The sequence below is a fragment of the Sneathiella sp. P13V-1 genome, from assembly GCF_015143595.1.
In the GTDB taxonomy this organism is placed as follows: domain Bacteria; phylum Pseudomonadota; class Alphaproteobacteria; order Sneathiellales; family Sneathiellaceae; genus Sneathiella.
Genome location: NZ_WYEU01000004.1, coordinates 78,935 through 96,026, shown reverse-complemented (window position 1 = coordinate 96,026; position 17,092 = coordinate 78,935). Strand labels below are relative to the sequence as shown.

General features: G+C 47.2%; 18 protein-coding genes and 1 tRNA gene. 7 read left to right on the top strand and 12 right to left on the bottom strand.

The features are described 5' to 3' along the window. Positions 1 to 4: 4 nt before the first annotated feature. A complete protein-coding gene (locus GUA87_RS15930) occupies positions 5 to 877 on the bottom strand; it encodes a LysR family transcriptional regulator (protein WP_193717612.1) in 873 nt (290 codons plus the stop codon). Between the two features lie 92 nt (positions 878 to 969). Here GUA87_RS15930 and GUA87_RS15925 point away from each other — a divergent pair, with 92 nt between their 5' ends. From GUA87_RS15925 to GUA87_RS15900, 6 genes are all read left to right on the top strand, one after another. Continuing rightward, a complete protein-coding gene (locus tag GUA87_RS15925) occupies positions 970 to 2,106 on the top strand; it encodes an ABC transporter ATP-binding protein (RefSeq protein WP_193717611.1) in 1,137 nt (378 codons plus the stop codon). Positions 2,107 to 2,109: 3 nt separating this feature from the next. Further along, the gene (locus GUA87_RS15920; RefSeq protein ID WP_193717610.1) at positions 2,110 to 3,069 is read left to right on the top strand and encodes a carbohydrate ABC transporter permease; all 960 of its coding nucleotides are present in this window, start codon (positions 2,110 to 2,112) and stop codon (positions 3,067 to 3,069) included. Next, entirely contained in the window at positions 3,066 to 3,962 is an 897-nt protein-coding gene (locus GUA87_RS15915) for a carbohydrate ABC transporter permease (RefSeq protein WP_193717609.1), read from the top strand. Before GUA87_RS15920 ends, GUA87_RS15915 begins: the two co-directional genes overlap by 4 nt. 90 nt (positions 3,963 to 4,052) lie before the next feature. Beyond that, a complete protein-coding gene (locus GUA87_RS15910; protein WP_193717608.1) occupies positions 4,053 to 5,300 on the top strand; it encodes an extracellular solute-binding protein in 1,248 nt (415 codons plus the stop codon). A 73-nt stretch (positions 5,301 to 5,373) separates the two neighbouring features. Then, positions 5,374 to 6,183, top strand: coding sequence for a phosphodiesterase (locus GUA87_RS15905; protein ID WP_193717607.1), 810 nt, complete (start codon positions 5,374 to 5,376; stop codon positions 6,181 to 6,183). Between the two features lie 245 nt (positions 6,184 to 6,428). Next, positions 6,429 to 6,971: a hypothetical protein gene (locus GUA87_RS15900; RefSeq protein WP_193717606.1), complete on the top strand. Its 543-nt coding sequence runs from the start codon at positions 6,429 to 6,431 to the stop codon at positions 6,969 to 6,971. Positions 6,972 to 7,335: 364 nt separating this feature from the next. Here the strand turns inward: GUA87_RS15900 and GUA87_RS15895 are convergent. Next, positions 7,336 to 7,427: transfer RNA gene (locus GUA87_RS15895), tRNA-Ser, on the bottom strand. Between the two features lie 309 nt (positions 7,428 to 7,736). Between GUA87_RS15895 and GUA87_RS15890 the strand changes: the two genes are divergently transcribed. After that, positions 7,737 to 8,891: a PAS domain-containing sensor histidine kinase gene (locus GUA87_RS15890; RefSeq protein ID WP_193717605.1), complete on the top strand. Its 1,155-nt coding sequence runs from the start codon at positions 7,737 to 7,739 to the stop codon at positions 8,889 to 8,891. On the opposite strand, the gene GUA87_RS15885 is transcribed toward GUA87_RS15890, so the two are convergent. The 10 genes from GUA87_RS15885 to GUA87_RS15840 all read right to left on the bottom strand — a co-directional run bounded on the left by GUA87_RS15885 (position 8,888) and on the right by GUA87_RS15840 (position 17,047). After that, on the bottom strand, positions 8,888 to 9,157 hold the full coding sequence (locus GUA87_RS15885; RefSeq protein WP_193717604.1) for a sel1 repeat family protein: 270 nt from the start codon (positions 9,155 to 9,157) through the stop codon (positions 8,888 to 8,890). The genes GUA87_RS15890 and GUA87_RS15885 overlap by 4 nt on opposite strands. Positions 9,158 to 9,348: 191 nt before the next feature. Beyond that, positions 9,349 to 10,038 carry a glutathione S-transferase N-terminal domain-containing protein gene (locus GUA87_RS15880; protein WP_193717715.1) on the bottom strand — a complete coding sequence of 230 codons (690 nt, stop codon included), beginning with the start codon at positions 10,036 to 10,038 and terminating at the stop codon, positions 9,349 to 9,351. 44 nt (positions 10,039 to 10,082) lie between these two features. Beyond that, on the bottom strand, positions 10,083 to 11,003 hold the full coding sequence (gene era, locus GUA87_RS15875; RefSeq protein WP_193717603.1) for a GTPase Era: 921 nt from the start codon (positions 11,001 to 11,003) through the stop codon (positions 10,083 to 10,085). Beyond that, positions 10,996 to 11,694 carry a ribonuclease III gene (gene rnc / locus GUA87_RS15870; protein WP_193717602.1) on the bottom strand — a complete coding sequence of 233 codons (699 nt, stop codon included), beginning with the start codon at positions 11,692 to 11,694 and terminating at the stop codon, positions 10,996 to 10,998. Before rnc ends, era begins: the two co-directional genes overlap by 8 nt. A gap of 2 nt (positions 11,695 to 11,696) precedes the next feature. Further along, positions 11,697 to 12,449, bottom strand: coding sequence for a signal peptidase I (gene lepB / locus GUA87_RS15865; protein ID WP_193717601.1), 753 nt, complete (start codon positions 12,447 to 12,449; stop codon positions 11,697 to 11,699). A gap of 54 nt (positions 12,450 to 12,503) precedes the next feature. Continuing rightward, complete coding sequence (gene acpS / locus GUA87_RS15860) at positions 12,504 to 12,908, bottom strand: holo-ACP synthase (protein WP_193717600.1); 405 nt, start codon at positions 12,906 to 12,908, stop codon at positions 12,504 to 12,506. Next, a complete protein-coding gene (locus GUA87_RS15855) occupies positions 12,905 to 13,657 on the bottom strand; it encodes a pyridoxine 5'-phosphate synthase (protein WP_193717599.1) in 753 nt (250 codons plus the stop codon). The genes acpS and GUA87_RS15855 overlap by 4 nt, the downstream gene beginning before the upstream one ends. A 1-nt stretch (position 13,658) precedes the next feature. Next, entirely contained in the window at positions 13,659 to 14,279 is a 621-nt protein-coding gene (locus GUA87_RS15850) for a DUF2062 domain-containing protein (RefSeq protein WP_193717598.1), read from the bottom strand. Positions 14,280 to 14,289: 10 nt separating this feature from the next. Continuing rightward, a complete protein-coding gene (pyrE, locus tag GUA87_RS15845; protein WP_193717597.1) occupies positions 14,290 to 14,877 on the bottom strand; it encodes an orotate phosphoribosyltransferase in 588 nt (195 codons plus the stop codon). Positions 14,878 to 14,893: 16 nt separating this feature from the next. Next, positions 14,894 to 17,047 (bottom strand): RelA/SpoT family protein, encoded by a 2,154-nt coding sequence (locus GUA87_RS15840; RefSeq protein WP_193717596.1) that lies wholly within the window; start codon positions 17,045 to 17,047, stop codon positions 14,894 to 14,896. Positions 17,048 to 17,092 lie beyond the last annotated feature (45 nt).

Here is a 17,092-nt window from a genome sequence, read left to right as displayed (position 1 = left end):
AAACCTACCCCACGGTGGAAAAAAACAACTCGACCAATGTGCTTTTGTTATCCGTTTTTGCAAATACCATTTCCTGATAAGTGGATGTTATTTCTGCAATGGGTTTTCGGCGAGCACCGTCTTTACGGCTTGTCCCTTTCTCCCACAAAAACCCAACACCAAGCCCGCTTGCAACGGCTTCATAAACTTCACTTCCCTTTTCAAGAACGAGGGAAGCTGTAGGTTTTAGGCCGAGATCACGAAACCCTTCATCTACAACTCGTTGCGTAGCAGATCCCTTCTTTTGAAAAATCAGCTTTTCATATATCAGATCTTTCAAGCTAACTTGTTCCTGTGAAGCCAAGGGATGCCCTAAGGGAACCAAGGCAACAAGGGTTTGGGATAAACAAACTTTTGATTTAAAGCGGCCATCAGAAGGGACATTTGGAAGAATCCCTATATCTGATCGGCTCTCCATAACCGCATCTAAGGCGTCTGACGCAATGGCATATTCTGCCTGAACCTGGATTTTAGGGTATTTTTTTTGAAATCGACTGATCATCTGAAGCCCGGGCATCAAATTTCCAAAGCTGATTCTAAGAACACCTTTTTCAACCGCCTCACCCCGCTTGAACATCATCTCGGCAGTTTCTTCAAGGCGAATGATCTGATCCACAACAGGCGCAAGTTCGAGGCAGAATTTCGTCGGAATGAGATACCGTCCACGTTTCTCAAACAATTGAACGTTATAGGCTTTTTCAAGATCCTGAATGGACTGACTTACAGCAGGCTGAGTTAATCCCAACTGCCGCGCCGCGGCTGAATAACTGCCTTCTTCCAAGACAGCGTTAAGTGCCCGCATTCGTGACGATGTTAGTGACGATTTTGTTTCAACCATAGTAGCCGTTATGTGCCCTATAAGTATTACCTTGAGATGTCACAAAGGTGAAAATTATCACTTTTAGGTTCACCGCCATCGAGGAGAACACGATGGCTGGCATTACCTTAAAGAGCATCACCAAGTCCTTTGACGATCTAGAGATCTTGAAAGGCATTAATCTAGATATCTCAGATGGTGAATTTATCACGTTGGTGGGCCCGTCCGGGTGCGGCAAGTCCACGTTATTGCGGATCATTGCAGGGCTTGAAGGGCAATCAGGCGGTGATGTAATCCTTGGCGATAGAAGTATGAACGGCATCCGTTCAAGCCATCGCGACCTCGCCATGGTGTTTCAATCTTACGCGCTCTATCCACATCTGAGTGTAAAGCAGAATATGGAGACGCCATTAAAACTGCGGGATCTCAGCTTTTTGGAACGCCTCCCCATTGCAGGGATGTTTATTCCGGGCAGAGGTGAGAAATTAAAACGTCAGTCGCGGATCGTATCAGAAGTCTCCCAAACCCTTAAAATTGAACATCTTCTGGATCGTAAACCCGGTCAATTGTCTGGTGGCCAACGCCAAAGGGTGGCATTGGGCCGCGCCATGGTTCGAAAGCCCGCCGCTTTCTTGATGGATGAACCGCTTTCAAATCTGGATGCGGCGCTGCGCGTTCATATGCGTGCAGAACTTGCAGAACTTCATCGCTCTCTCAGCACCACCTTCATTTATGTCACCCATGATCAGGCTGAAGCCCTCACCATGTCAGACCGTATGGCTGTTATGATGGATGGTGAGATCTTACAGCTTGGTGCCCCTGACGAGATCTATAAAAACCCGGTTGATCGACGTGTTGCTGAATTTGTGGGAAGCCCAAAAATCAATATGCTGCCAGGTAAAGTTGGTGGTGATGGCCGCGTTCAGGTACATAACGCCCCCCTAGAAGCTCGCACCAACTCAACAAACAAATCAATTTTTGTGGGCGTAAGACCGGAACATTTCCATCCAATTGAAGCAACAAGCAGTAATGCTAATTTGCCTTTCCGGGTCACCCATAAAGAAAATCTGGGATCTGATTTTTTTCTCCATGGCCATATTAACGGATCTGATCAAAGGATTGTCAGCCGCGCCACACCCGAAGATGCGGCAAGCATCTCCATCGGTGCAGATATCTTCTTGAAAATCGCAGCTGGCAAAGCCCTTTTGTTTGGCGAAGATAACCGGCGCATTGCGCTTCTGGAGGCTTAAATCATGGCCGCTCATCGCAGTTTCGCAGGCTACTGGTTTACGGCACCCGCCATCATCTTGATGGTCCTGATATTAATCGCTCCTGTCGCCGTCGCCGCTTTCTTGTCCTTCACAGATTATTCGCTTGGCAATTCTGGCTTCAACTGGGTTGGCTTTGACAACTATGCCAAGATGTTAAAGCGATCCACCTATCAGAAAATGCTAATCGCATCAGGCACCTACGTGCTTATCGTTGTTCCCCTATCCATTGGATTGGGATTAGGAGCGGCTCTCCTGATTAACTCTGTTCAGCGCTTTGGCGACATTTACAAAACCATCTATTTCCTACCCGTCATGGCTGCTTTGCTCGCTATGGCTATTGTATGGGAGTTTTCCCTTCACCCAACCATTGGCATCATCAACAAGACGCTGATCGATGGCTGCGGCGGCTGGATGGAAGCCGTGTTCAGTTTCGGATGGGTGCCGCTCGTTAATGGGGCCGAAAGCTGGTACAGCACCAGCTGCCGCACAGAATTTCCGCTCTGGTTCGGGGATAAGAAATACACCATGGGCACGGTCGCCTTTATTGGCATCTGGCAGGCCTTTGGCTTCAACATGGTTCTCTATCTGGCCGGTCTCACTTCTGTCCCGAGGGAGCTATATCACGCAGCAGAAATGGATGGCGCGACAAACGGATGGGATCGTTTTCGCCTGGTTACCTGGCCGATGCTTGGCCCCACCACGGTATTTGTGGTGACCATAACCACCATTCGATCATTTCAGGTTTTCGATACGGTTGAAGCCATCACACAAGGCGGCCCGTCGAAAAGCACCTTCGTCATGATGTTCGCCATCTACGAAAAAGGCATCAAACAGAACCTTATGGGTATGGGCTCCGCCATCACTATTGTTTTCTTGATTTTCGTCCTGATCCTCACCTTCGGTCAACGTTACCTTGTGGAAAGAAAGGTTCATTACTCATGATCGGCAACAGCACACCTTTCCGCGAGGCATGGAAACACGCGGCCCTTATATTGGGTGCACTGATCGTCATCCTGCCCTTCTATGTGATGGTCAGTTACTCCCTGAAGTCACAAAAGGAAATTGAAACCAACACAGGCGGTTTCTTCGGGACCCAAGAACAGGTGGTTGACCAATATTGCGTCAAACTTGGCAATCCAGAAGAAGCCTGCAAGGAAACACCGGTTATCTTCAACTACACACAAGCCGTGAAAAAAGCGCCCCTCATGCGCTATCTGCTGAACGGTGTAATTGTGACGGTCTCCATTTTCCTGCTTCAGGTGGTAATCGCCCTTCCTTGCGCCTATGCCCTGTCAAAACTTCGTTTTTGGGGGCGGGATGCCATCTTTAACATGGTGTTGTTCTGCCTGTTGGTTCCTGTGCACGCCATCGGCTTGCCAATCTATATAATGCTCGCGGAGATTAGTCTGACTAACACATATGCCTCATTGATCATTCCCTGGACCATCTCGGTGTTCGGTATTTTCCTGATGCGGCAGTTCTTTATGACCGTGCCAGATGATCTGATTGATGCGGCGCGCATGGACGGAATGAGTGAGTTCTCAATTATCTGGCGGGTCATGTTACCAACCGCGATCCCTGCCCTTCTGGCTTTTGCGATCTTCTCAATCGTGGCCCATTGGAACGACTATTTCTGGCCAAGGATTGTGATCACCGGGGACAGATCCCTGTACACACCACCGCTGGGCCTTCGGGAATTTAGGGGCGGTGCTGACGGGTCGAACTGGGGGCCCATGATGGCGACCGCCACGATCATCGTGACACCGCTTGTTGTTGCCTTCTTGCTTGCTCAGCGCCGGTTTATCGAAGGCATCACTCTGACTGGCATGAAATAGAAACAACAGAATACCGCTGCCTGAAACGGGGGACTGGCAGTGGCAAATGATACCCAACCTATACCCCAACTTGAAACTTGGAGTTGTCAAATGAAACGACTTATTGCCATTGCTGTTGCCGCTGTCGGGTTTGCTACACCCGCCTTGGCTGTGGATATTGAAGTTGCTTACCCATACAGCCATCTTTTCGACGTGACTTTTGAAAAGACCATGAAAGACTTCAAAAAAGCGCATCCGGACATCAATGTAAAATTCCGCGCGACATATGAAAGCTATGAAGACGGTACAAACACCGTGCTTCGCGAAGCCGTCTCTGGCAACCTTCCAGACATCACAATGCAGGGCCTCAACCGCCAGGCAATTCTTGTTGAAAAAGGCATTGCAAAATCGCTTGAGCCGTTCATCGCAAAAGAACAGAACTTTGCAAAAGACGGTTATCACCAAGCCATGCTGTCCCTCTCTACTTTTGGTAAAGATGTATACGGCTTGCCATTCTCCGTATCCCTGCCTGTCGGTTATTACAACATGGATCTGGTGAAAAAATCCGGCACAACTGAGCTTCCAAAAACTTGGAAAGAAGTTGTCGATATGTGCCAGAAGATGAAAGCCAATGGCGTAAAGAACCCGATTTTCTGGGGTTGGAACATCACAGGTAACTGGTTCATGCAAGCCCTGATGTGGTCACAGGATGAGCCTATCTTGAAAAATGGTCAGGTTAATTTCCATGACAAAGAAGGTCTCGTTGCCCTTGAAACCATGAAGAAAATCTTCCGCGGTTGTGAAATGAAAAATCTATCCTGGAAAGAAGCTCTTGCGTCCTTCTCTGCCGGTGAAATTGGCATGATGTTCTGGTCAACTTCTGCATTGGGTGCCGTAGAACGTTCCAAAGGTGACTTTGAACTGAAAACAAATGAATTCCCAGGCATCAATGGCAAACCAATGGGTCTGCCGGCTGGTGGTAACGCGGCAATGTTGGTTTCTGCGTCTAAAGACCCTGCCCGCCTTGAAGCTTCCTGGAAATTCCTGAAATTCATCACGTCCGGTGTTGGTGCTGCCGCTGTTGCGGAAACAACTGGCTACATGCCACCAAATAAAGCAGCCAACGAAATCATCCTCGCTGACTTCTACAAGCGTAATCCAAACAAAGAAACAGCCGTTCGTCAGCTGCCACTTCTTCGTGATTGGGTTGCATATCCAGGTGACAACGGTCTCGCCGTCACTCAGGTCATTTACGATGGCATCGAAGGCATCGTTGTTGGTGACAAAGAAAACATGAAAGATCTGCAGGAAGAACTTGTTGAGGAAGTAACTGAACTGCTTCCAAAGCCAAACTCCTAAACACATCTCTTAAGGGGCGGTACGCCGCCCCTTTACCTTCTTTCCTACCTTTAACATCAAGCGGTTTTCTTCCATGAGTTTTATCCAAATCACCGACACCCACTTTGTCCCCAAAGGCCAGCGTCTTTATGATATGTGCCCGGCTGAACGGCTTTCCACCGGCATTGATATGATCAATAAGGATTATGCTAATTCCGACTTTGTGATCGCTACGGGTGACCTTGCGCATTACGGGGAAAAGGACGCCTATCTGGCGTTAAAAGAAACCTTGAGCCAATGCGAAATCCCTGTTCATCTGGTGATGGGAAATCACGATAGCCGCAAACCCTTCTTGGAAGTTTTTCCAGATACGCCTGTTATCGAAGGCGGTTTTATTCAATATACCTTGGACAGCAGTGATATGCGGGTGATCTGTCTGGACAGCTTGAACGACGTGCCTGGGGATCATATTGGCCGATTGTGCCAAACACGACTGCGTTGGCTCGACAATCAACTCGCGGCGGCACCGAAGGACAAAAAGATCGTCCTCGCCAATCACCACCCCGCATTTCTTCTGGGATTGCCTGCCATGGACACTATTCCCCTTGCCGATCGCGAAGCCCTTTGGGAGATTTTAGACCACCGCCTTCCTGATCTGATGATCTTTGGTCATGTTCACCGCCCTATCTCAGGTGGTTGTAAAGGCGTTCCCTTCCATATCCAGCGCGGTTTCAACCATCAGGTTGCCCTTAATTTCACGCCCGCCAATCTTGGTTTTGTGGATGAATGCCCTGACATCGCAATCATTGACACAGTGGAAGACAGTATTCTTGTTTATACCCGCTCCGTCGGCGGCGAAACCCGTTCCTACCCTGCAGGTGAAGAAAACCGCCAAACCGCCTGATAGGACAATTTGCTGAAGGAGGCGCTTTATCCCTTCAGCTTCCCTTCATGCGTCTCTCAAGCAACAAAGAGTAACCAGCTGGCAACACAGGGGTCGCGCTTATTGAGTGCGAATACACCTAGACTAAACGAAACCATATACTATAGTGGAATATACTCATTTATAATAATCGCATGACCGCATATATCTCTGCCTTATTTAATGTGTTCAGTTTCGTACGAAACATCTTCCTAGTGGGGAAATAGATGATGCTCAATAGACGTTTCATTAGCGTCCCCAAAAGTCAGCAAAAGAAACTATTGTCACAATTTCGAGGGACGTTTGATGCAGTAGACCATTGGATGGGTTGTCATTGCTCTACGATTGAACAGGCAGGACTTAAGTCTTTATTGTCAGTGTCGGTCTTCGATCACTGCCTAAGGGGAGATGAAGCCATTGCCATGCTGGCTAATGTTGATGACCTAACTCAGCACGATCATAACATGAAGCTACACAAGTTTGCATGTTTGCTGACTTCCAAACACGAAAGTTATTTGGTGAAATTGAAAGGGCAAAAACATGACAAGGTTTCCTTTAAAAAGTTCACATCTGAATCCGCACGTGAGCACGTATTAATCCCTAAAGATTATAGAACAAGAGATTGGGAGCGCTTCGTTTTGGCTATTCCATCACTCAATGTGCTCTACTATGAAAGTTGTGATTTCACTCATCATTTTTTCAGTGACAAACAACTTAGATTAGACGAGCTCACACCTCTACTTAGTGCTTGTGATTTGCATGCAATTTGATATTAAAACTGATACATGCGATGGATGATAAGCAAGGAAACTACTTAAGGTTTTTGAGAGTTTTGGCATCCAATAATTACAATGCACCCGTCTAAACTTGCATTGACTTGCCCTTCAAAGCTCCTTCTTTAGGTATTTATCTGACGTCAAAATCATCATGTTTCCCCACCAATATCACATTAACTTGGCGTTGATTATCTTGATGATTTTGATTCACACACCTCACCAATATGGAATAGCAGTGATGTACTCTTATTAACATAAGGCACATTTATCAAACGTGTGGGGTAAGCGTATGGGGAAGCAAAAACCATTAATCATTATACTATATGTTTTTAATGATAATTTTGGCCAGAAAAGGAAATGGCGGTGAAGGTGGGATTCGAACCCACGATGGAGCGTTGACCCCATACTCCCTTAGCAGGGGAGCGCCTTCAGCCACTCGGCCACTTCACCGTCGGCGCGCAATATGGCAGATTTTCCCCCTATGTCAAAGAGTTTATTTTGAATATGGAGCCAAAAAGTTATCCACAGAACAAGCCATTTGATTTTACTCGTAAACTTAGTGGTGATCCGAAAAGTTATCCCCAAACCATTCTACCAAAGATAGTTTTTAATTTTTTATTAACTACAATAAGAGGTTTGAATTAAGACTCTGTTAATATTTTATAACTAAGAATATCCTTATATTTAGTCATGAATTGAAACGTAAAATCATTTTTATTTAAGCCATTTAGTTCTCTGCTGAGGGGGGTCAGCAACAGAATGCACAATTCACCTGAAAATTCTGAATTGCTGCTGGATGCGTTGGAAAACATTTCCGAGGCTTTTGTTGTTTATGACAAAAACGGCTATCTGGTTACATGCAATAGCAAATTCCTTCAACTTTATGGATATACGGAAGAAGAAGCCAAACCCGGCACGCACTATCGGGAACTGGGTGAAATTGACATCCGCAATGGCAATGTAGTTGTCGGTGACGAATATGGCTCCGGTGAAGAATATCTCGAACGCAAAAGAAAATATCGCGAAGAACTACAGGGCTCTTTCACCGTAAACATGAAGGATGGTCGTTGGATAAAAACGACTGATCGTCCTTTATCCAACGGGGGCTTTGTATCCGTTCAAAGTGATATTACCGATATCAAAAACAATGAAGCCCAGCTTTTGGAAGCTAAAGAGCGCGCAGAATACGCAAACCGGGCAAAATCAGAGTTTATGGCGAATATGAGCCACGAACTTAGGACGCCACTTAACGCGATTATCGGTTTTTCTTCCCTCCTCTCTTCAGCGGTTTATGGTGCACATAGTGACGAAAGATATGGGGAATATGCTGAAGACATCCAAAATGCGGGTGAGCATCTTCTGTCCTTAATCAATGAAGTACTCGATCTGGCGAAGATTGAGACTGGCGATATTGTCCTGGACGAACAGAAGGTTGATATCTGGCCTCTTCTACAATCCTGTCAGGCGCTGAGCTACACAAGATCCAAGGAAAAGAATATCCAGATAGATCTGGACGTCGAACCTGCTAATCTTGTTGTGTATGGCGACCAAATTCGCCTGAAGCAGATTGTTATCAATCTGCTGGGAAACGCTATGAAATTTTCACCGAACAACAGCCGGGTAAAATTAGAATGTAAACTTGAGGAAGGATGTTGTGTCCTGCGGGTATGTGATAACGGCGTTGGAATCGAAAAAGAATTCTTCCCCAACCTGTACACCCCGTTCCAAAGAAGTCAGATCGCCCAAAACCTACAGTGCGAAGGGACGGGACTTGGCCTGACAATGGTCAAGAGGTTTGCAGATGCTCACGGCGCGACAGTCACAGTGGAAAGCGAACCAGACGCTGGAACACAGTTCGAAATCATTTTCCCTGAAGATCGTACATATCTAATTAACAAGACGATGGCGTCTTAGTGAGTTAGATACCATTCCCGTGCAAGTTTCTGGGCTGCGGCAATTTCTGCTGGAGACATATCCTGAGAAATTTCTGCGCGACTTTCACGTGCTTCCGATACTCCATTCATCGCAGCAAGATTAAGCCATTTATGAGCTGTTACAAGATCGATAGGGACACCATCACCGATTGCGAATGCAATACCGGTGCGGTATTGATCTTCAGGTGAGCCTCTTTCTGCGCGATTTTCTAATCGAGATAGATACTCTTTATCCAGTTCAGCCATGATATCCTCCTCCATTTAGTAGCGAACAGATAAAATCAAACTCCTGAGCTCTTTTCCGCCCATTCATAATTTTATGATGTATGAGTAATTATTAATAATAGGTTTCCAATTCAGGAATTTTAGAGGGCTGACATTTTTCAATAAAAAAGGGAGCTGAAAAGCTCCCTAAAAATCCATTTTATTCAATGGCTTTACTTGTTGTTATGTCCAAATAGTATTTTTTTACTTTCGTCCGATTTCAGGCTTGTTACCTGTGGCAGATCAGCCCCCACAGCCAGCCCCCGCTTCACAGCGTCACGTGCTGCAATGGAATCATACCAACGCTTTAATATGGGATAATCATTTAGGTCCTGACCTTGACGTTCATGCCTTGAAACCCAGGGAAACGCAGCCATGTCAGCGATGGAGTAGTCACCTGCCAAATAATCACGGTCAGCAAGACGGCGCTCCATCACACCATATAGTCTGACGACCTCATTTGTGTATCGATCAATCCCGTATTGAATTTTCTCCGGTGCATAGAGGCGGAAATGATGAGCCTGCCCCGCCATTGGCCCAAGGCCTCCCATTTGCCAGAAAAGCCACTGGTTGACTTCCGTTCTGGCGCGAAGCTCTGACGGCATAAATCTGCCGTACTTATCGGCAAGGTATGTCATGATAGCCGCGGATTCAAAAATACTGATCGGTTCACCACCATCTACAGGATCATGATCCACAATCGCCGGCATACGGTTGTTGGGAGAGATTTTCAGAAACTCAGGCTCAAACTGGTCCCCTTTACCAATGTTCACCGGGATTAGATTATAAGGGACCCCCAGTTCTTCTAATAGAATGGAAACTTTCCACCCATTAGGTGTGGGCCAGAAATATAAATCTATCATCATGTCTCCGTTTATATTACCGCGCCCACAGTGTTTTTATACCCTTAGTTTTTGGGAAACTCCAACCCCATCTCCTGATAGCGTTCAGGATCATCTAACCACTTTTCCCGAACTTTCACAAAAAGGAACAGATGCACCCGGCATCCCATCATTTCTTCCAGTTCCTCACGGGCCATGGCACCAATCTGCTTGATGGTAGCACCGCCTTTACCAAGAACAATAGGTTTGTGATTTGCGCGAGAGACATAAACAACCTGATCAATTTTGACCGACCCGTCTTTTCTCTCTTCCCATTTCTCTGTTTCAACCGTCAGTGAATATGGAAGTTCCTGATTAAGGCGCAGGAACAGTTTCTCGCGCGTGACTTCTGCGGCAAGGTTCCGCATAGGTGCCGTAGCCAACTGGTCCTCAGGGAATAACCAAGGTCCTTCTGGCACCTGACCTGCAAGGGTTTGCCGCAAATGGTCGACACCGTCACCGTTCAGGGCAGAAATCATGAAAACATCTTCAAAAATGCCACGATCTGTAAGCTCTTGAACAAGGCCCAACAGTTTTTCGCGTTTAATCATGTCGATCTTATTAAGGATCAAATGCGCCTTAGCTTCGGCTTTCTTAAGACCGTCAATAATACGCTCAACATCTTTGCTGATACCGCGGTTTGCATCAATAATCAGCGCCAGAACGTCTGCATCCTGAACACCATCCCATGCGGCATTGACCATCGCTTTTTCAAGGCGCCGAGACGGCGCAAAAATACCAGGAGTGTCTACAAAAATAATCTGTGACTGACCTTCAACGGCAATAGCAGTTACCCGCGCACGTGTTGTCTGCACCTTAGGTGAGACAATAGCAATTTTCGCGCCGACCAACTGATTGAGCAGCGTTGATTTCCCGGCATTGGGGGCACCTATCAAGGTGACATACCCACAGCGGGTCTTTTCAATTTCTGGAACTTCTTCACTCATTTAAATTATCTTTCAGCATTTTCGCGGCCGCCTTCTTTTCCGCGGCGCGTTTGGACTGGCCTTTTGCCACTGTCGGCTCACAACCTTCTACATGAACTTCTATTGTAAAAGTTCTGTTGTGATCGGGCCCGGCTTCCTGAACCAGTCTATATTCCGGGGTTTTCTTGCCCTGCTTAGCAGCCCATTCCTGCAAAGCGGATTTGGGATCTTTCTTAGCGGCATTCTTTTCTTCAAATCGGGACCACCAATGATCCTTTATACAACGCTTGGCCGCGACCATCCCTCCATCTAAATAGAGCGCAGCAATCACAGCTTCCATACAATCTTCTAATAATGACGGATTTTTCTCTCCGCCCAACCGTTTTAGCTCTGGTGAGACCCTGATAAACTTATGGAGCCCAAGATCTTCCGCTATTTCAGCCAACGTATCCCGCTGAACTTGAGAGTTAAAGCGCCTGGAAAGTTGACCCGCTTCTGCATCAGGATAGCGGGAAAACAGTTCTTCTGCGATCACCAGACCCAACACGCGATCTCCAAGAAACTCCATCCGTTCATAATCGGCATCCGCCAATTGACGTCGTCGTCCTTTTGTCAGAGACGTATGAGTAATCGCTTCTTCCAGCAAAGAGGCATCCTTGAACTGATGTCCAAGGAGTTTCATCAACTCAGCTAGATTTTGTATCTCTGACATGTTTATCTCAATGATGAAAAGACACGTTCCCAACGTGCAGCGAACGGTAATTTCCAAACTTCCCAAATCGCTGTGTCGCCATCGATTGAGAAGAACAGGAACTCAGCCCGACCCACCAGATTTTCAATAGGGATATAGCCGACTTGCGTGAGATAGCGGCTATCTGTAGAGTTATCACGGTTGTCCCCCATGCCAAATACATGTCCTTCTGGAACCGTGTACAAATCGGTATCATCACCAGATCCCCCTCGGCGCATATCCAAAGTCAGGTAGGATTTTCCGTTTGGAAGTGTTTCTCTGTATTGCACAATTCTTCGGACATTTCCGCGTGGATCCCGATCGACGTAATCTTCAATGCGTTCCCGCTTGACGGCCTGACCGTTCAGATAAAGTGCACCATTCTTCATTTGAATGGTATCACCTGGCAATCCAATAATGCGCTTAATATAATCAATTGGCTCGCCAACCGGTTTCTTAAAAACAGCCACATCCCCACGCTCCGGTAGGGCTTCCATTATACGTCCATCAATTGGGGCTGCACTAAACGGGAAAGAATGCCTGCTATATCCGTAGGAGTATTTTGAAACGAACAGGTAATCCCCAATCTTCAACGTCGAGAGCATGGATTCAGACGGAATCTTGAAAGGTTCAAAAAAGAAGGTTCGGATCACAACCGCAATCAAGACCGCATAAATAATGGTCTTGACGGTTTCCCATAGTCCGCCTTCTTCTTTTTCTTCTGTTTTATCCGTCATACTTGATCGCCTAACTATTCTCAGTCCGCATTCGCGGAAATGCTATTCAATGTTTCAGCCTGCCAACGGGCGGGCTTCAATCAAAACTACAGCTTGCGCCTGCGGAGGCTCATCCGTAATTGTTAAATGTATGAATGCCTCCATACCAACAGGCGTAATTTCCTGCAACCTTAACAGGGCCCCGCCTGTCAATTTCATGGTTGGCTGGCCGGTTGGAAGGTTGATAACTCCCATATCCTTCCAAAATACACCTTTGCGAAACCCTGTTCCCAGCGCCTTAGAGCATGCCTCTTTTGCGGCATATCGCTTGGCGTAAGTTTCTACGCGGTTATAACGACGTTCTGCTTTGGTTATTTCCAATTCCGTATAAATACGGTTCACGAAACGATCACCGAACCGATTCAATGTATTTTCGATCCGGCGAATATCAATGATATCGTTTCCAAATCCGATAATCACACGCTCTGCTCCACCGCTTTTGCCCGGCCAATATCCATTCGCCGGCGCATTTCCTTGATCGAAGTATCAAGCCCAACAAAAATGGCCTCGCCGATCAGAAAATGACCAATATTCAACTCAACGATACTTGGAATAGCAGCTACAGGTTCAACTGTTTCATATGTCAAACCATGTCCCGCGTGACATTCAAGATTAAATTCCTCAGCGGCTTTTGCTGCTGCAAGAATTCTCTTGAAATGTTGATCCCGCTCTTCGGGCGTCTCTGCGTCGCAATAAGGTCCCACATGCAGTTCCACGATATCCGCCCCAAGTCGCGCGGCTGCTTCCAGTTGACGTGGATCAGGCTCAACAAACAAGGACACCCGGATGTCAGAATTTTTGAGCTCTGAGACGTATTTCTGCAAAGAATTTTGGCCGCCCAAAACATCAAGGCCACCTTCTGTTGTCCGTTCTTCCCGCTTTTCAGGAACAAGACAGGCCGCGTGCGGCTTATGTGCCAAAGCGATCTCCAGCATTTCTTCTGTTGCCGCCATCTCAAAATTCAATGGGATCGTCAGATTTTCTGAAAGCAGCTTGATATCGTAATCCGCAATATGCCGGCGATCTTCACGCAAATGGGCCGTAATACCGTCCGCACCCGCCTCTTCGGCTATCTTGGCCGCGCGTAATGGATCAGGGTGGATCCCCCCGCGCGCATTGCGAATAGTTGCGACATGATCAATATTTACACCCAAGCGCAGATGCTGCATATCATTCCCCTGAACTGGTTTTTCTGATCTCGTCTTCTTCAATCTCACCATCACCGTTTCGGCCATTCATTCTGGCTTCAGCGCGTGTCAGATGGAAATTACGGATAAGAACTTTAAGCGGATAAAAGAAAATAAACCACACAACAACAAAGAAGGGAAGAGAGCCCACTAGCATCGGCAGCATGACGTCACTGAAAAGTTGCGCAACACTTCCCCAACCATCTTCATAAAACCCTTGGAAGAACCCTTTTAAGGTATCCCCAGAAACGTCCCCATGCTCCCCACCTTCCCGGCCGAGTATCCACTCCCCGGTGTGGTATGTGGCGGCCCAGATAAAAGGGAATGTCCACGGGTTCCCAACAACAGTGCCAATGGCAGACGCAATAATGTTGGCCCGCATCATCCAGGCGACAATCGCAGAGATTACAAAATGCAAACCAACAAATGGTGTAAAGGAGACAGCTGCCCCACACGCAAAACCAGCTGCGAGAGAATAAGGCGTTCCAGGCAAGCGCGCTAAACGAAGTCCGACATATTTTGACGAACGCCTAAAGCCTATAGAAGGCCAGAAAAAATCTTTCACCCGCTTTGACCGGGATGGTTTCTCTCTACGCTGGAACATAAACTTTTGCCTATTTCAGATTGCGGCTACCCGGTTTGATGGCTTCAGTTCCCTGCAAATGCGTAGGTAAATTATCCGGATCGTAAGTTTTTACTTCCAATTGCATCAAGGAGAAGAGCGGAACACCAACGTCTGCAGTTCCGTTAGACCGGTCGATCAGACATGTCGCCCCAACGACATTCCCGCCAGCGGCATTAATAACCTTAATACATTCAATGCTGGACTTCCCGGTAGTGACGATATCTTCGGACATGATCACCCGCGCACCCTTTGGCAATTCAAACCCCCGACGAAACTCGAACACACCATTCACACGTTCAGTAAACATGCCGGGAACGCCGAGTTGTCGTGCCATTTCGTAACCGACGATCACCCCGCCCATGGCAGGTGCCACGACGTAATCAACACTGTCCTCGCCAAGTCCATCCTTCACCTTGGCAGCCAGTGCAGCACAAAGCGATGCAGCGCGTTCCGGATGCATTAACACCTTAGCGCACTGAAGATAACGGTCGGAATGTAAACCTGAACTAAGAAGAAAATGCCCTTCAAGAAGAGCATCAGTTTCCCGGAAATGTGTCAGTACTTCATCTGGAGTCATTGTCTTATCTCTTAACTTATCCACCAGCCCGTTCAACGGAACTGATAACTGGGTCAGCCCTCAAGGCTGCTATTATATTGGTAAGATGTTTCACATCTCTTACTTCGATATCCACACGCATCTCAAAAAACTCTTGAGTTCGATTTGAGATAACTAGGTTGGTGATGTTGCCATTATTTGCAGCGATAGATGAAGTCACGCTTGAAAGTGCACCAGGTTCATTCGCCATCACAACATTGATCCGACCCACCTGAACATGCTGGGTTTCACTCTCAGTTTCCCAAGCTACATCCAGCCACCGCTCAGGCACTTCGGCAAATTGCTCCAATGTATCACAGTCGATTGTATGGATTGTAACCCCTTTCCCGGTTGTCACAATCCCAACAATCCGATCGCCCGGCAACGGGTGACAACAACCGGCAAAATGCATGGCCATTCCCGGAATAAGCCCCCTGATGGGAACCGCCGCACCACGTGTTTTTTTCCGATCTGATTTTCCGCGGGTAATCGGAACAACATTTTCATTTTCCTGGCTTTCCTTTTCGCCCGGAAAAATTATCTCAAGAAGTTGCCGACTGGTATGGGTTCCATCGCCCAATGAACAATACAGGTCTTCAACTGTATCCAGATCCCAGTATTTTATGGCCGGAGCGAGCGCTTTCTCAGCGTAAGGCTTACTGAAGTTTCTGAAAGCTTTTTCCGCAATGGACTGACCAAGTTCAACATATTGATGACGCTGTTGCTGCCTAATAAAACGGCGAATGGCAGAACGGGCTTTACCGCTGACAACAAAACTCTCCCATGTCGGAGAAGGTGTCTGATTCTTGGAACGCAGGATTTCCACCTGATCCCCGTTCTTGAGGACTGAGCGAAGAGGTGTCATTCGCTTGTTCACCTTGGCCCCTACACAGGTATCCCCTACCCGTGTATGAACAGCGTAGGCAAAGTCAACTGGGCTACTTCCCGCAGGCAGCGAAATCAGATCCCCTTTGGGTGTGAAACAGAAAACCTGATCCTGGTACATATTGAGCTTTGTATGTTCCAAAAACTCATCTGGATCGGAGGCTTCTTCCAAAATCTCCAGCAGCTCACGGAGCCATCGATACTGCTGTCCTTCATTAAGAGGAGCTCCAATCTGCTGTTTATACTGCCAGTGGGCCGCCACGCCATATTCGTTGGTTTCATGCATTTGGCGCGTGCGGATTTGCACCTCAATCCGTTGCCGCTCCGGTCCGAAAATGGTTGTATGAATGGACTGATAATTATTGCGTTTTGGTGTCGAAATATAGTCTTTGAAGCGCCCAGGAACCATTGAGTATTTGGCGTGCATGATACCAAGGGCATGGTAGCATTCTTCAACAGAACTGACGATAATGCGGAAAGCGATAATATCTGAAAGTTGTTCAAAAGTGACATTCTTCTGCTCCATCTTGCGCCAGATGGAATATGGGCGCTTTTCGCGGCCTGAAATTTCAGCAGTTATCCCCGCCTCGGCCAGATCAGATTGCAGATCCTTTACAATACGGGTTACAAGATCCTCATCTTCTTCTCTAAGATATTCAAGGCGGCGCATGATTGATTTACGCGCTTCCTCATTAAGCTCCACAAAGGCGAGATCTTCCAATTCATCGCGGAAGTTTTGGATACCAATTCTCTCTGCCAGAGGCGCATAAATCTCCATCGTTTCGGTCGCGATACGCAACCGCTTTTCCGGCTTCTTGATAAAATGAAGGGTGCGCATATTGTGGAGGCGATCTGCAAGTTTCACCAAAAGCACGCGGATGTCATTTGACATGGCCAGCAGGAGCTTGGAGAAATTCTCCGCCTGTTTAGTGCGATCAGATTGAAGTTCCAACTGGGACAGTTTAGTGACGCCGTCCACCAGAACAGCTATCTCGCTCCCGAATTCTTCTTCAATCTCTTCCGGGGTTGCGACTGTATCTTCAATTGTATCATGAAGAAGCCCCGTAATAATTGTCGCCATATCCAACTTAAGCTCTGTCAGAATGCCGGCGACTTCAACTGGGTGAGAGAAATACGGGTCGCCCGAAGCACGCTTCTGGGCACCGTGCGCCTTCACAGTATACACATATGCGCGGTTCAAAAGCCCCTCATCCGCCTGAGGGTCATAACTTAAAACTCGTTCTACAAGCTCAAATTGGCGTAACATTTACAGACCTGGAAGGAACATCTGAAGATAAAAGAAGCAAGTATA